This is a genomic window from Actinacidiphila guanduensis (assembly GCF_900103985.1).
In the GTDB taxonomy this organism is placed as follows: domain Bacteria; phylum Actinomycetota; class Actinomycetes; order Streptomycetales; family Streptomycetaceae; genus Actinacidiphila; species Actinacidiphila guanduensis.
In genome coordinates this window covers 1-15508 of the sequence record NZ_FNIE01000007.1, presented here as the reverse complement: position 1 = coordinate 15508, position 15508 = coordinate 1, and the positions used below count along the sequence as shown (strand labels likewise).

The window sequence follows — 15508 nt, the reverse complement described above, 5'->3', positions numbered from 1 at the left end:
CCACACGCCGGCGGCCCGGTGCCTGACCATGAGGGTCAGGCACCGGGCCGCCGAGAGCATCCGGGCGCTTGCCCGGGTGCGCAGGTCCGCTACTTCTTGCGGCGCCGCCCGCCCTTGGCCGCGCGGCGGCGCTCGGCGCGGGTGGTGCCGACCTCCTCGTCGGCGGCGCCGCCCGAGCGGCCGGAGACGCCGGCCTCCTCGAACTCGCCCTCGACCACGCCGCCCTCGCCGTCGACCGAGGGCGCGGAGAAGTGCAGCCGGTCGGCGCGCTTGGGCGCCTCCAGGCCCTTGGCGCGGATCTCGGGCTGCTTGACGAGGGAGGGCACCGCGTCCTGCACCTCGGCGTCGGCCACGGGGACCTCCTCGACCTGCTGCTCGACCTGGACCTCCAGGTTGAACAGGTAGCCGACGGACTCCTCCTTGATGCCGTCCATCATGGCCGTGAACATGTCGAAGCCCTCGCGCTGGTACTCCACCAGCGGGTCGCGCTGCGCCATGGCACGCAGGCCGATGCCCTCCTGGAGGTAGTCCATCTCGTAGAGGTGCTCGCGCCACTTGCGGTCCAGCACCGACAGCACCACGCGCCGCTCCAGCTCGCGCATGATGTCCTCGGTGAGCTGCTTCTCGCGCTCGGCGTACTGCTCGTGGATGTCGTCCTTGACGGACTCGGCGATGAACTCGGCGGTGATACCGGCCCGGTCGCCGGCCGCCTCCTCCAGCTCCTCGATGGTGACCTTGATCGGGTAGAGCTGCCGGAAGGCGCCCCACAGCCGGTCCAGGTCCCAGTCCTCGGCGAAGCCCTCGCGGGTCTCGGCGTCGATGTAGGCGTCGATGGTGTCGTCCATGAAGTGCTGCACCTGCTCCTGCAGGTCCTCGCCCTCCAGGACGCGGCGGCGCTCGCCGTAGATGACCTCGCGCTGCCGGTTGAGCACCTCGTCGTACTTCAGGACGTTCTTGCGGATCTCGAAGTTCTGCTGCTCGACCTGCGACTGGGCGGAGGCGATGGCGCGGGTGACCATCTTGTTCTCGATCGGCACGTCGTCGGGGACGTTCGCCATGGACATCACGCGCTCGACCATCTGCGCCTTGAACAGCCGCATGAGGTCGTCGCCCAGGGAGAGGTAGAAGCGGGACTCGCCCGGGTCGCCCTGGCGGCCGGAGCGGCCGCGCAGCTGGTTGTCGATCCGGCGCGACTCGTGGCGCTCGGTGCCCAGGACGTAGAGGCCGCCGAGCTCCTTGACCTCCTCGAACTCGGCCTTGACCGCCGCCTCGGCGCGCTCCAGCGCCTCGGGCAGCGCGGCCGCCCACTCCTCGACGTGCTCGACCGGGTCCAGGCCGCGCTGGCGCAGCTCGGCCTCGGCGAGGTCGTCGGGGTTGCCGCCGAGCTTGATGTCAGTACCGCGGCCGGCCATGTTGGTGGCGACGGTGACGGCGCCCTTGCGGCCGGCCTGGGCGACGATCGACGCCTCACGGTCGTGCTGCTTGGCGTTGAGCACCTCGTGCGGGATGCCGCGCTTGGACAGCTGCGCCGACAGGTACTCCGACTTCTCCACCGAGACGGTGCCGACCAGCACCGGCTGGCCCTTCTCGTGCTTCTCCACGATGTCGTCCACCACGGCGGCGAACTTCGCCTCTTCGGTGCGGTAGATCAGGTCGGGCTTGTCCAGGCGCTGCATCGGCCGGTTCGTCGGGATCGGCACGACGCCCAGCTTGTAGATCTGGTGGAACTCGGCGGCCTCGGTCATCGCCGTACCGGTCATACCGGACAGCTTGTCGTACAGGCGGAAGAAGTTCTGGAGGGTGATCGTGGCGAGCGTCTGGTTCTCGTCCTTGATCTCCACCCCCTCCTTCGCCTCGATGGCCTGGTGCATGCCCTCGTTGTAGCGGCGGCCGGCGAGGATACGGCCGGTGTGCTCGTCGACGATCATGACCTCGCCGTCGATGACGACGTAGTCCTTGTCGTTCTTGTAGAGCTCCTTGGCCTTGATGGCGTTGTTCAGGTAGCCGACCAGGGGGGTGTTCACCGACTCGTAGAGGTTGTCGATGCCCAGCCAGTCCTCGACCTTGGTCACGCCGGACTCGTGGATGGCGACGGTGCGCTTCTTCTCGTCCACGTCGTAGTCGCCGGTCTCCTCCTTGCCCAGGCCGCCCGCCTCACCGCGGTTGAGGCGCGTGACCAGGCGGGCGAAGTCGCTGTACCACTTCGTGGCCTGGTCGGCGGGGCCGGAGATGATCAGCGGGGTGCGGGCCTCGTCCACGAGGATGGAGTCGACCTCGTCCACGATCGCGAAGTTGTGGCCGCGCTGCACCAGCTCGTCCTTCGACCAGGCCATGTTGTCGCGCAGGTAGTCGAAGCCGAACTCGTTGTTGGTGCCGTAGGTGATGTCGCGGGAGTACTGCTCGCGGCGCTCGGCCGGCGACATATTGGCCAGGATGCAGCCCACGGTCAGGCCGAGGAACTTGTGCACCCGGCCCATCCACTCCGAGTCGCGCTCGGCGAGGTAGTCGTTCACCGTGATCAGGTGCACGCCCTTGCCGGAGATCGCGTTCAGGTAGGCGGGCAGGGTGCCGACCAGGGTCTTGCCCTCGCCGGTGCGCATCTCGGCGACGTAGCCCAGGTGGAGCGCGGCGCCGCCCATGATCTGCACGTCGTAGTGGCGCTGGCCGAGCACGCGCTTGGCCGCCTCGCGGACGGTGGCGAACGCCTCGGGCATCAGGTCGTCGAGCGACTCGCCGTCCTCGTAGCGCTGCTTGAACTCGTCCGTGAGCGCCCGCAGCTCGGCATCGGAGAGGTCGACGAAGTCCTCTTCGATGGAATTGACCTGGTCCGCGATTTTGTGCAGCTTGCGCAGGATCTTGCCTTCACCTGCACGCATGATCTTGCTGATGACGGACACGTAGGCTGACTCCTTGCCGGTCGGGCCTGGCGCGCGGTTCCCGCGCGGGGCACAGCGCGGGTCCTGTCTGCCTGGCCCTGCTGCAACGGCCATCGTAAGCGAGGACGGCAGCGGGCCGGGAGGCCCAGCCGCGGCAAAACGGTTTTCCCCGGCCCCGCGGGCACCGCGATACTGCCCACCGGCCCCTTTCCTGGGTCCCGCCTGTGTCCCGCCCCGGTCTTCGCGGGGTCCCCGGCCCGTACGGCCGGAATCGCCAGAAAGGTGCGCCCGCCATGGAACCCGTCACCCTCACCACCCGGCGCCTGGTCCTGCGCCCCTTCGCGGCCGGTGATGTGGAGGCGGTGTACCAGGCGTGCCAGGACCCCGAGATCCCCCGCTGGACCGCGGTCCCCTCCCCCTACACCCGCGAGACGGCGGCCGACTTCATCGGCCGGATCTGCCCCGACGGCTGGCGCGAGGACACCCTCTACAACTTCGGCGTCTTCACCGTGGCCGAGGACGCGCTGGTCGGCTCGATAGGCCTGGTGCGGCTGCAGCAGCTGGCCCCGCCGCAGCGCCAGGCCGAACTCGGCTACTGGACGGCCGCCGACCAGCGCGGCCGCGGCTACACCAAGGAGGCCGGCCGCGAGGTGTGCCGCTGGGCCTTCGAGTCCCTGGGCGTGGAGCGCATCGAGTGGTACGCCGAGGCGGGCAACGAAGGGTCACGCGCCGTCGCGCTCGGCATCGGCTTCGTCCAGGAGGGGACACTGCGCTCCCGCCTGGTCCACGAGGGCACCCGGCGGGACTGCTGGGTGGGCTCCCTGCTCCCCTCGGACTGGCAGCTCCCCTCGGCAACGCCGTACCTCCCCGCTCCGAAGTAGAGGTCCGCCCGGTGAAAGCGCAGGTGGAAGCCGATTGTCGGTGCCCGGGCCTACGCTGGCCCGCATGACTGCGCTGCCGCCTCCCCAGCTCTCCCTGTCCGCAGACGAGGCCCGCAGGATCGCCCTGCGCGCCCAGGGCTTCATCGGGACCCCGGACCGGCGCGGCGGGGCCCGGGGGGTGCTGCGCGCCCTGGGAGCGGTCCAGCTCGACACGATCTCGGTGCTGGCCAGGTCGCACGAGCTGATCCCCTACGCCCGGCTCGGCGCCATCGGCCGGAAGGCGGTCGAGCGCGCCTACTGGTCGGACGGCCACGCCTTCGAGTACTGGTCGCACGCCGCCTGCATCCTGCCGATCGAGGAGTGGCCGCACTTCGCCTTCCGCCGACGGGCCCGCCGCGCCCGCGGCCACCGCTGGCACGTCCTCCAGGACGCCGAGCGCTCCATCGCCGCCGTCCTGGACCGGCTCAGGGCCGACGGCCCGCTGACCTCCACCCAGCTCGGCGGCGCCAAGAACGGCGGGCCGTGGTGGGACTGGTCCGAGACGAAGATCGCGGTGGAGTGGCTGCTGGACACCGGCGAGGTGGTCTGCACCCGGCGCAGCGGCTGGAAGCGTATCTACGACCTGTCCGAGCGCGCCGTCCCCGCCGACCTCCTCCACGACGATCTGGACGACACCGCGTGCATGCGCCGCCTGGTCGCCCAGGCCGGAACCGCGATGGGCGTGGCCACCCGCGCCGACCTGGCCGACTACCACCGCCTCAAGGGCGAGGACGTCGCCTCGGTGATCGCGGACACGGGCCTGGTGCCGGTGGAGGTCGAGGGCTGGGGCAAGCCCGCGTGGGCCGACCCGGCCGCGCTCGCCACCGAGCCGCGCGGCCGCCACCGTACGACCCTGCTCTCCCCCTTCGACTCCCTGATCTGGGACCGCCCCCGCACCGAGCGCATCTTCGGCTTCACCCACCGCCTGGAGGCCTACACCCCCAAGCCCAAGCGCGTGCACGGTTACTTCGCGATGCCGGTGCTGGCGGGCGGACGGCTGGTGGGCCGGGTGGATCCCGCCCGTGAGGGCCGCACCCTCGTCGCCCGGCAGGTCTCCCTGAACGGTCCGAAGGCCGTGCAGCCCACCGCGGACGCCATCGTGGAGGCCGCCGGCTGGGTCGGCTGCACGGACGCCCGGGTGGAGCGGGTGCTGCCGGAATCCCTGCGCGAGCCTCTCGCCGACGCCGTCAAGCGCAGCCACGACCGCCGCTAGGCCGTGTCCGACAAATCCTGCCCGGCCGGCCCGGGGGTAGGCGGGCCCTGGCACGCACGCTCGCCGCGTTGTCAGTCGTCGGCGCCGTCCGGCCGGGTCAGCGGATCTCCAGGATCTTCTCCCGCATCGCGTAGACCACGGCCTCCATCCTGGAGTGCAACTGGAGCTTCTCCAGGATGTTGCGCACGTGGTTCTTCACGGTGTTCTCGCTGATGAACAGCTGCTTGGCGATGTCGCGGTTGTTCAGCCCCGTCGCCACCAGCTTCAGAACCTCGATCTCGCGGTCGGTCAGCCGCGGCGCGGGGACCAGCCGCTTCTCGTCGGTGCGCTGGATCATCGACTTGAACTCGGTGAGCAGCTTGGACGCCATCGACGGGCTGATCTGCGACTGCCCGTCCGCGACGGCCCGGATCGCGGTGGCCACCTCGTCGGTGGAGATCTCCTTCAGGAGGTACCCGGTGGCGCCGGCCTTGATCGCCTCGTAGAGGTCGGCTTCCTCGTCGCTTATCGTCAACATGATGATCTTGGCGCTGGGGGCGACCTCCTTGATCGAGGTGCACGCCTCGATCCCGCCGCGCCGCGGCATCCGCACGTCCATCAGCACGATGTCCGGCAGCAGGTCGGCGGCCTTCTCCACCGCCTCGGTGCCGTCCCCGGCCTCACCGACGACCTGGATGTCCTCCTCCTGCGCGAGCACGATCTCCAGGCCCCGGCGGAAAAGCGCGTGGTCGTCGACGACCAGGACCCGGATCGGCTCGGCCGGGGCCGGAACGGAGGGTTCGCCGTAGGGAGGCCTGCCGCGTTCGCCGGACACCCCGTGGTCGAAATCCGGCATCAGTTCCTCCCCCTCAGAACAGAGTTGAGCACCGGCCCAGCATTTCACGTCCCGGCGCGACGGCGCCCCTGTGCGGATTCCAGGGGTGCCATCGCGCCAACTTGCCTAGTGATCCCCCGTGTTCGGCGCAGTGCTCACTCGCCGTGGTTCAGCGAGTCGCCGGCCTCGGTGGGCGAACCGCTTCCCGACGCGTCGGCGTTGAGGTGGATCACCCCGTAGTCGTAGCCGTGCCTGCGGTAGACGACGCTGGGCTGCTTGGTGTCGCTGTCGACGAAGAGGTAGAAGTCGTGCCCCACCAACTCCATCTCGTACAGCGCCTGGTCGAGCGCCATCGGCGTCGCCGCGTGGGTCTTCTCCCTGACCACCAGCGGCCCGTCGCCCCGCACCTCCAAGGGCCCGACCTTCTTGACGGGCACGTCCCCGTCTCCGCCCTCGTCCACCACGAGGGACCCGTCGCCGTTGATCTGCGCCACCCCGGGCACGTGTCCGGGAACCTCGGCGGCCGGGATGCGGCCGCTGCCCCTGCGGGTGTGGCGCTTGCTCGCGGCCTTGCGCAGCCGGGACTCCAGCTTCGTGACCGCGACGTCCAGCGCGGCGTACGGGTCCGCGGCAGCGGCCTCCGCCCGGATCACGGGACCACGGGTGTTCAGCGTGATCTCCACCCGGTCGGCCCGGCCCGCCTGCCGCGGGTTGAGCTCCTTGGACACCTCGACGTCGAGGCTGATCACCTTGCCGTCGAGCTTCTGGATCTTGTCCAGTTTCTCGGCCACGTGCTTGCGGAACCTCTCGGGCACCTCGGTCTTGCGGCCCTTGACGACGATGTCCACGCAGAACTCCGTTCCCGAACCGCCCCCGAGACCAGGGGCGATCCCTTTCCCTGGGCCGGGCCGGGCGCACGCCCCGTCCGGCACTGCGTCGGCTGCCGCTCCGCGCACCGGGGCATCCGGCGACCGCGAAGCTGCGGCTTTCACCTCCTTCTGCCCCACGGGGAAGATCAACACCCCACGGGTTCGCTTCCCTCTCCCCCGAACATAGTCCCGGAGTGTGGAACTCGGCATCCCCAGTGCCGCCATACCTCCGTATGGGTGATTCATACCCCCACTACCTGCAGCAATACGCATATCAACCGATCTACGGATCGTGTGGTCCGGCCACTACGGCCGCCCCCACGACCCGCCCGCCCACCGCGGCGACCGCCGCCGCGGAGGCCGCCAGCGACGCTCCCGTCGTCATGAGGTCGTCCACCAGCACGGCGGGGACGGCCGCCAGCAGCGGGACGGCGGAGCGCGCAGCCTCCACCGCACCGGACAGGTTCGCCAGCCGGCCCGGGCCGCCCAGCCCGGACTGGTCGGCGACCGGCCGCCGCTGCCGCAGCGCGGATGCCGCCCGGACCGGCACACCGCGCCTGCGCATCGCCCGGGCCGCGGACCGGGCGATGCGGGCAGTGGCGTCGTGTCCCCGCTGGGCGACCGCCCTGCGCGAGGACGGAACGGGGACCAGCAGCAGTGGACCGGAGCCGGTACGAAACCGCGGGCCGGGCCCTGACCCGCGAACCGCGCCGGCCGGCCCCGCGGCTGCTGCGGACCGGGCCCGATCCGCAGCAGCCGCGGCAACCACCCGCTCCACTGCCGCCGCCAGCGCCGCGCCCAGCGGACCGGCCAGTCCGAGGGCACCGCGCTCCTTGTGTGCGAGGACGATCGCGCGCACTTCGTCCCCGTACCGCCCTGCCGCGTAGACCGGCGGAAGTCCCCACGGCTCGGGCGACGGACGTACGCGCCGCACCGTGGCCGCCCCGCCCAGCAGCCATCGGCATCGCTCGCACAGATCCGTCCGCGGGTGGCCGCAGCCCGCGCAGTCCTCCGGGAGGACCAGCCCGGTGATCTCCTGCCACCAACCCCGCATGACTCCTACTGTGCGGCCTTGGTCAACCCCGCCACCAGTCACTCGTCCGTGTCTGTGGACAACTCCGGGGCCGCCCGGAACGCCGCTGGTCAGCCCGGGTAGACGGGGAACGTTCCCTGCGGGGAGACCTGCCGCCAGTTGGCGTCCGCGGGCAGTTCGTAGACCCGGCCCGCGTAGGAGGCCAGCAGCGGCAGCTTCTGGTTCTCCGAGGCCGCGACGGACGCCGCCTCGCTCACCCCCTGCAGCGCCGAGGCCGCCGACCCGTCGGTGTTGATGTACTCGATCTGCTGCACCCCGCCCGGCTCGGTGTCGAGCACCACCAGCCGACTCGCGCCCGCCCACGACACCGACGTGACGCTCTCCCCGGCCGGCGACAGCTTGCGCAGCCCCGTCACGGAGAACGCCGGCTCCCGCGAGGTCCCGGACCGTACGATCCGACCGATCTCCAGCCGCTTGACGCCGTCCTGCTCCACCACCAGCGCTATCCGCACCCCGTCCGAGGCCACCCGCAGCGAGAGCACCCGGCCGTCGAGGTCGGGCATCGGCACCTGGATCGGGGTGCCCGTTCCCCCGCGCAGCACCAGCAGCCGCGACGCGCCAGGATCGCGGTCGGCCACCCACAGGTCACCGAAACCGTCCCAACTGGGCGCGCTCAAGCCGTCCTTGACGTCGCTGGTGACGACCGCCTTGCCGAAGCTGCCGCCGTCCACCACCGAGTCGACCACCAGGTCCCGGCCGTCGGAGCGAACCCCGGCGGCCACCTGGCCGTCCCTGCGGATCGCCACCGCGCTCAGCTCCGCCTTGCTGCCACCGAACGGGCCGGGCACCGGCACCGCCTTCGGGGTCGGGCTCGTGTCGCCGGCCGACAGCTCGAGCAGCCGGTGCGGCGCGGCGGCCTCGATGTAGTAGGGCCCGGCCAGGGACGTCCCCACCAGGTTCTCCGGGCCGTACTGCTGGGCCTGGTCGCCGGGCAGCGAGCACGCGGTCGAGCCGTCCGCGTGCTCCACGTCCACCGACGCCAGCCGGGCCGACGCCTGCGCCTGCACCGTCGCGAAGAGCTGGGCGGCCAGGCCGGTGCAGCGCTCACCCCCCAGCCCGTCGGCCGCGCGGTTCAGCCGCACCCTTAGCTGCTGGGAGTCGTCCAGGGTGACGCCGTGGTCGGCCGCCTTCTCGTACAGCCGGGCACCCGCCGGATTGTCGGTGTCCACCACCTGCGAGAGCCAGTCGGTGGGCCCGTCGAGCAGCGTGGAGACCGTGGAGACCAGGGGGTCGGTCTGGTTGCGCAGGTAGACCGGGTCGGCCACGAGGGTGCGCACCGGGCCGTCGGTGCCGTGGGCGTCCGGGCCGAGGCGGGCGAAGTAGTACATGTTCGCGGAGTGGTAGATCCGCTGGAAGTCCGAGTCGGACAGCACCAGACCGGCCGGCAGCTCGTCGATCCGCCACTGGTTGTTCTCACGCGTCAGGTGGAAGGAGGTGCTGAAGGGCCCCGAGTCCGGCTGGTAGGCGTGCTTGGTGTCCACCACCGCCGCCTTGGTGGCCGTCAGGGTGACGGACGCGTACCCCTCCTTGCTCGTACCGCCCACCTCGCGGGAGCGCGGCTGGCCGGAGAAGACCGTGATCTTCGCCGACGGGTCCCAGTGGGCGTCCTTGGCCAGGTACTTCTTCGCGGTGGTGAAATCCGCCTCGCTGCTCGTGGTGGCCTCCATGAAGCCGCTCACGATCTCCGAGGGGTTCTCGCCCTTGCTCGGCGGGATGGCGCCCACCCGCACCTGCGCGTCGGCGTCGGCTCGCTGTGTGTCGCCGACCTTGCGCACCTCGCCGCTGCTCGGCATCGACGCGCAGCCGGCCAGCAGCAGCACCGCGCCGAGCGGCAGCACGCTCCGCCACAACCCGCGCCCCCGCCGTCCCTGTCGTCCCCGAGAACCCCCCATCGGCTCCATCAGACGTCGTCCTCCCGAACGGCTTCCCTGCGCTCCACCACCCGTGCCCCGCTGCCGGGCAGCGCCGCGGGGTCCGCGGTCGGCGGCCTCGGCGGCGCGGTCGGCATCTGCGATATCTGCGGAATCTGCGGCAGACCCGGGCCCCTGTCGGCGACCCGCCCGGCCGTCCTGCCGTCCGGGCCGCCCGCTCCGGCACGCGGCACCGGCACAGGCGCCGCGCTCCTCGCGGGCTGCCCGGATGCCTTCAGCCCGCGGTTGCGCCGCGAGTCCTCGGGCTCCAGCGGGATCGGCGAGCCGCGCAGGGCGTCGCCCGCGGTCCGCGGCAGCGTCATGCGGAACTGCGAGCCGCCGCCCGGCTCGCCCCACGCCTGCAGCCAGCCGCCGTGCAGCCGCGCGTCCTCCACGGCGATGGACAGTCCAAGGCCCGTGCCGCCGGTCGTACGGGCCCGCGCGGGGTCCGCCCGCCAGAAGCGGTTGAAGACCCGCGTGGCCTCGCCCGGCTTGAGCCCCACGCCGTAGTCGCGCACCGCGACCGCCACGGCGCCACCCGCCGTCGCCAGGCGCACCACCACGTCACGGCCCTCGCCGTGCTCGATGGCGTTGACCACGAGGTTGCGCAGCACGCGCTCCACCCGGCGGGGATCGGCCTCGGCTATCACCGGCTGCGCGTCACCTCGGATGACAACCCGGCTGCCCTTGCGCTCGGCCAGCGGCTCGGCGGCGTCCACCACCCGCCGTACGACGTCCCGCAGGTCTATCGGCTCGGCGGCCAGGTCGGCGGCGCCCGCGTCGAACCGGGAGATCTCCAGCAGGTCCGACAGCAGGGACTCGAAGCGATCGAGCTGGTTCTGCAGCAGCTCCGCCGAGCGGGCGGTCGCCGGGTCGAAGTCCGTACGGGCGTCGTGGATGACGTCGGCCGCCATCCGCACCGTCGTCAGCGGCGTGCGCAGCTCGTGCGAGACGTCGGAGACGAAGCGGCGCTGGATCCGGGACAGGTCCTCCAGCTGCTGGATCTTGACCTGGAGATTCTGCGCCATCTTGTTGAACGACTCACCGAGTCTGGCGATGTCGTCCTCACCCGAGACCTGCATGCGCTCCTGCAGCCGGCCGGCCGCCAGCCGCTCGGCGATGCCCGCCGCCATCCGCACGGGCGTGACGACCTGCCGCGTCACCAGCCAGGCGATCGCCCCCAGCAGCACGACGACGAATATCCCGGCAGTGGCCAGCGTGCCCTTGACCAGGCCGAGCGTCTTCTCCTCCTGGTCGAAGGGGAAGAGGTAGTACAGCTGATACGTGCCGCCGTTGATGTCCGTCAGCCGCTTGCCGACGGCCAGGGCGGGCCGCGGCGGGCTGCCGTCGTCGGTGTGGACGGTCGTGTACTGCTTCAGCGCCCCGGTGTGCGTCTCCACGGCGTGGATCAGCGACTGCGGGATGCTGCGGTCCGGCAGCACGCTGCCCGAGCTGCGCGGCCCGTGCGCGCTGTAGCTGCGCTCGCCGAAGATGCTCTCGTCGCTGCTGGCCGGGCTGAGCGCGACGATCCAGTACACGCCCTTCCCGCCGCTGGCGAACTGTTCGACCAGGTCCGTCAGCCACGTGCCCGAGTCGATCGGGCCCTGCGGGCTGCCCGAGCCCGTGCCGTCCTGGGACTGGGTGCCCTTGTTCGCCATGTCCTGGGCGATGGAGAAGCCACCCGTCGCCTGGTTCGTCGCCGCCTTCTCCTTCGCGTCGAGCAGGCCGTTCTGCACCTGCCCGATCACGACGAAGCCCAGCAGCAGCACCACACCGACGGACATCAGCAGCGTGTACGCCACCACCCGCAGCTGAAGGTTGCGCCGCCACAGCCGGGTCGCCGGCTGCAGCGGCCGCCTCGCCCAGCGCACGCACGAGCGGACGACCGGCAGCAGCCCCTGCATGGGGTCGGCCAGCCGGCTCTCCAGCCGCTCCCGCTCGTACGAGGCGCTCATGTCAGCCCGGTCCGGCCTTGTAGCCCACACCCCGGACCGTCACGACGATCTCCGGGCGCTCGGGGTCCTGCTCCACCTTCGACCGGAGCCGCTGCACGTGGACGTTGACCAGCCGCGTGTCGGCGGCGTGCCGGTAGCCCCAGACCTGCTCCAGCAGCACCTCGCGGGTGAACACCTGCCACGGCTTGCGGGCCAGCGCCACCAGCAGGTCGAACTCCAGCGGCGTCAGCGCGATCGGCTGACCGTCGCGCTTCACGGAGTGCCCCGCGACGTCGATCACCAGGTCGGCGATCGCCAGCTGCTCGGGCGTCGGCTCCTCGGCCCGCCGCAGCCGCGCCCGCACCCGGGCCACCAGCTCCTTCGGCTTGAACGGCTTGATCACGTAGTCGTCGGCACCGGACTCCAGGCCCACGACCACGTCGACGGTGTCGCTCTTCGCCGTCAGCATCACGATCGGCACGCCGGACTCGGCCCGGATCTGCCGGCACACGTCGATGCCGTCCCGCCCGGGCAGCATCAGGTCCAGCAGCACCAGATCGGGCTTGGTCTCGCGAAAAGCGGCCAGCGCCTTGTCACCGTCCGCGCAGAACGACGGCTCGAAACCCTCTCCGCGCAGCACGATGCCGAGCATCTCCGACAGCGCGGTGTCGTCGTCGACGACCAGGACACGTCCCTTCATACCGACCATCATCTCATTTGCATATCGGTTGCCGTGACCATCCGTGATCGAGGTCACGAGCTGGGCCAATGTCCACGCATGTCCATGGACGTCCGGCGGAGTCCGCTGCCCTCGATGTCAGCCGTGGGTGTCGGGGCTGCCGCCGGCCGCGACTCTGGATCATGTCGACAGTATGGCTTGGTCCCGCCGCCTCCGGCACCCGAACGGCCGCCGGACCGGCCTGGGCCCATCTTGTCAGCGATCGCCCCACCCGCGGGCGGAGCCTGTGGACAACCCAGCGCCCCCTACCGGCAGACGGCCGCCAGCGCCTGCGCCGTCACCGGGGAGACCACACCGTTCTCGGTCACGATCGCGGTGATCAGCTCGGGCGGTGTGACGTCGAAGGCCGGGTTGTACGCCTGAGTGCCCAACGGAGAGGGCGCCAGGTCCGTCACCTCGCTGCTCGCTCGCTGCTCCACCTCGATCGACGCCCCGTCCGGGGTCGCCAGATCGACGGTCGTCGTCGGGGCGACCACGATGAAGGGGACATGGTGGTAGCGGGCCACGACCGCCAGCGGGTACGTGCCAACCTTGTTCGCGGTCGCACCGTCGGCAGCGATACGGTCCGCCCCCACCAGCACCGCGTCCACCTCACCCGCCGTGAAGAGCGACCCGGCCGCGTTGTCCGCGAGCAGCGTGTAGGGCATCCCCGCGCGCGCCGCCTCGTACGCCGTCAGCCGCGATCCCTGCAACAGGGGCCGCGTCTCGTCCACCCACAGCCGGCGCAGCTCGCCCGCGCGGTGCAGGGAGGACACCACGCCGAACGCCGTGCCCTGGCCGCCCGACACCAAGGCGCCGGTGTTGCAGTGCGTCAGGACGCGGTAGCCGCCGCCGGGCACCAGTTCGGACAGCAGCCGCACGCCGTGCGCGGCCATCGCCTCGCTCGCCGACGCGTCCTGCGCGTGCAGCGTGCGGGCCTCGGCAAGAGCGGCAAGGGCGGCCTCTTCGGGCTCTGCCCGGCGGTACGCCGTCAACGCCCGCTGGACGCCGTACGCGAGGTTCACCGCTGTGGGACGGGCCCGTGCGAGGAGTTCCGCCGCCTCCTCCACGTCATAGCCGCGGGCCGCCGCCAGCGCCACACCGTAGGCCCCGGCCAGGCCGAGCAGCGGCGCGCCCCGTACGGCGAGGGAGCCGATCGCGGCCACGAGCGCCTGGACGTCCGTGCACACCAGCTCGACCTCTTCCAGGGGCAGTCTGGTCTGGTCGAGCACGACGAGCATGGGACCGTCCGGCGGCTCCTCCCATCGCAGCGCGGATATGGCGGCGTTCTCGGGACGCTTGACGTGATCACCCATTCCCTCAGTCTGCCCTGTCAGGCCCTCCTGGCGTCAGCCCGTGACACGATGGCGACTTGAACAGGCCGAGCAACACGAAGGGGCAGCCTCCCATGACCAACACTCCGGGCTGGGCATCGCCCGGATCATCCTCCGACTCACCCGAGCCGGAAGACGGCGACAGCCCCGGCCACTCCCCCGCGCGGAACGCACAGCCGGCAGCCCCGGAGCAGCAGGAAGCGGCCGCCAAGCCGTCTCAACCCGCGCAGGGAGCCGACGCTCCCGCGTCTGCCGAGCCCGGACCTGCCGCTCAGACGTCCTGGTCGCAGCGGCAGCCGCCCCCGGCCGCCGGGTGGGGACAGTGGGCGCCGCCGCCCGGCCCCCGTGTTCCGCCGCCCGAGCGGGGCGGTCCCCGCTGGGGTCCTCAGGTGCAGCCGACCGCTTGGCAGCCTCACGGCTCCTGGGGCACGGCTCCGGCGCCCGCCCCCAAGCCCGGGGTCATTCCGCTACGGCCGCTCGGCGCCGGCGAGATCATCGACGGGGCGATCGCCACGCTGCGTCGCCACTGGCGAGCGGTCGTCGGCATCACCTTCGCCATCGCCCTGGTCACGCAAGCGATCGCGGTGGTCGTCGAGGGCCTGTTCATCGACGACAGCAGGATCGACGAGCTCGACACCAAGTCCAACCCGAGCGTCCACGACCTGCTGCGGGCGTTCCGCGACGTGTACGCGGGTCTCGGGCTGACGATCCTCGTCACCGCGCTGGGCGTCCTCGTCGCCTCGGCCATCCTGACGGTGGTGGTCAGCCGCGCGGTCCTCGGCCGCGGGGTGACGGCCGGCGAGGCGTGGCGCGATGCACGGCCCAGGCTGCTCCAACTCAACGGTCTTGCGCTGCTGCTGACCGTGGGTTACGTGGCCGTCGTGGCGGTGGGTGCGCTTCCCGGGGGCCTGATCGCGGTCGCCGGAGCGAAGACGCTCGGCGCTTCGCTGGCCGTCCTCGGTATGACCGCGGGGCTGGTGGTGGCGGTACGGCTGTGGATTCTCTTCGTCCTCGCCCCACCTGCGCTGATGCTGGAACGGCAGAGCATCGTGGGTGCGCTCAAGCGGTCCGCGAAGCTGGTGCGCGGGTCCTGGTGGCGAGTCCTCGGGGTCCAGTTGCTCACCATTGTGCTGGTCTACATCGTCTCGACGCTGATCCAAATGCCGTTCGCGCTCATCGCTTCGGCCGTCACCAATCACGACTTCTCGTCGTTCGTCGGCTCCTCGTCGGAGAACCCCAGCTGGACGTATCTGGTCCTGGGCGGCATCGGCGGTGTGGTGGCGGCGACGATCACGCTGCCGGTCAGCTCCGGCGTGACCACCCTGCTCTACATGGACCAGCGCATTCGCCGCGAGTCGCTGGACATCGAGCTGGCGCGGGCGGCCGAGAAGCACTGAGGCGAGGCCGCGCAGGAACGCCGCGAACGGGGGAACGCGGCGGGACGCGGGAACGAAAAAAGCTCCGGCCCCCGGTTTTCACCGGGGGCCGGAGCTGAATGTTTGTTCGGCGGTGTCCTACTCTCCCACAGGGTCCCCCCTGCAGTACCATCGGCGCTGAAAGGCTTAGCTTCCGGGTTCGGAATGTAACCGGGCGTTTCCCTCACGCTATGACCACCGAAACACTACGAAACACACCAACCCACACCCGATACCTCGTTCCCGAGGGTCGGGTGGGATGCTGGTTGCTTCAGAACCACACAGTGGACGCGTAACATATATGGACAAGCCCTCGGCCTATTAGTACCGGTCAGCTCCACCCCTCACAAGGCTTCCACATCCGGCCTATCAACCCAGTCGTCTACTGGGAGCCTTACCCCATCACGTAGGT

Annotated in this window: 11 protein-coding genes and 2 rRNA genes; 3 read left to right on the top strand and 10 right to left on the bottom strand. The window is 71.1% G+C overall.

Features of this window, described 5'->3' with window-relative positions; all coding sequences use genetic code 11:
* Positions 1-89: 89 nt before the first annotated feature.
* On the bottom strand, positions 90-2897 hold the full coding sequence (gene secA, locus BLR33_RS16415) for a preprotein translocase subunit SecA (RefSeq protein ID WP_093785239.1): 2808 nt from the start codon (positions 2895-2897) through the stop codon (positions 90-92).
* 272 nt (positions 2898-3169) lie between these two features.
* Between secA and BLR33_RS16410 the strand changes: the two genes are divergently transcribed.
* Both BLR33_RS16410 and BLR33_RS16405 read left to right on the top strand, forming a co-directional pair.
* Entirely contained in the window at positions 3170-3757 is a 588-nt protein-coding gene (locus tag BLR33_RS16410) for a GNAT family N-acetyltransferase (RefSeq protein ID WP_093785238.1), read from the top strand.
* A 64-nt stretch (positions 3758-3821) separates the two neighbouring features.
* Positions 3822-5009 carry a winged helix-turn-helix domain-containing protein gene (locus tag BLR33_RS16405; protein ID WP_093785237.1) on the top strand — a complete coding sequence of 396 codons (1188 nt, stop codon included), beginning with the start codon at positions 3822-3824 and terminating at the stop codon, positions 5007-5009.
* Between the two features lie 97 nt (positions 5010-5106).
* On the opposite strand, the gene BLR33_RS16400 is transcribed toward BLR33_RS16405, so the two are convergent.
* The 7 genes from BLR33_RS16400 to mtnA all read right to left on the bottom strand — a co-directional run bounded on the left by BLR33_RS16400 (position 5107) and on the right by mtnA (position 13663).
* The gene (locus BLR33_RS16400) at positions 5107-5844 is read right to left on the bottom strand and encodes a response regulator (protein ID WP_093785236.1); all 738 of its coding nucleotides are present in this window, start codon (positions 5842-5844) and stop codon (positions 5107-5109) included.
* A gap of 134 nt (positions 5845-5978) precedes the next feature.
* Complete coding sequence (hpf, locus tag BLR33_RS16395; protein ID WP_407639688.1) at positions 5979-6671, bottom strand: ribosome hibernation-promoting factor, HPF/YfiA family; 693 nt, start codon at positions 6669-6671, stop codon at positions 5979-5981.
* A gap of 304 nt (positions 6672-6975) precedes the next feature.
* Positions 6976-7746, bottom strand: a complete 771-nt coding sequence (locus BLR33_RS16390) for a ComF family protein (RefSeq protein WP_093785235.1) — start codon at positions 7744-7746, stop codon at positions 6976-6978.
* 89 nt (positions 7747-7835) lie between these two features.
* Positions 7836-9623 carry an LpqB family beta-propeller domain-containing protein gene (locus BLR33_RS16385; protein WP_245771458.1) on the bottom strand — a complete coding sequence of 596 codons (1788 nt, stop codon included), beginning with the start codon at positions 9621-9623 and terminating at the stop codon, positions 7836-7838.
* Positions 9624-9685: 62 nt separating this feature from the next.
* Positions 9686-11650: an MtrAB system histidine kinase MtrB gene (mtrB, locus tag BLR33_RS16380; RefSeq protein ID WP_093785234.1), complete on the bottom strand. Its 1965-nt coding sequence runs from the start codon at positions 11648-11650 to the stop codon at positions 9686-9688.
* 1 nt (position 11651) lies between these two features.
* Positions 11652-12341 (bottom strand): MtrAB system response regulator MtrA, encoded by a 690-nt coding sequence (gene mtrA, locus BLR33_RS16375; protein ID WP_218136667.1) that lies wholly within the window; start codon positions 12339-12341, stop codon positions 11652-11654.
* 272 nt (positions 12342-12613) lie between these two features.
* Positions 12614-13663, bottom strand: coding sequence for an S-methyl-5-thioribose-1-phosphate isomerase (gene mtnA, locus BLR33_RS16370; protein ID WP_093785232.1), 1050 nt, complete (start codon positions 13661-13663; stop codon positions 12614-12616).
* Positions 13664-14070: 407 nt separating this feature from the next.
* Between mtnA and BLR33_RS16365 the strand changes: the two genes are divergently transcribed.
* Positions 14071-15078, top strand: coding sequence for a hypothetical protein (locus BLR33_RS16365; protein ID WP_245771457.1), 1008 nt, complete (start codon positions 14071-14073; stop codon positions 15076-15078).
* Between the two features lie 104 nt (positions 15079-15182).
* On the opposite strand, the gene rrf is transcribed toward BLR33_RS16365, so the two are convergent.
* Positions 15183-15299, bottom strand: a 5S ribosomal RNA gene (gene rrf, locus BLR33_RS16360).
* Positions 15300-15397: 98 nt separating this feature from the next.
* Positions 15398-15508, bottom strand: a 23S ribosomal RNA gene (locus BLR33_RS16355); the annotation flags it as partial.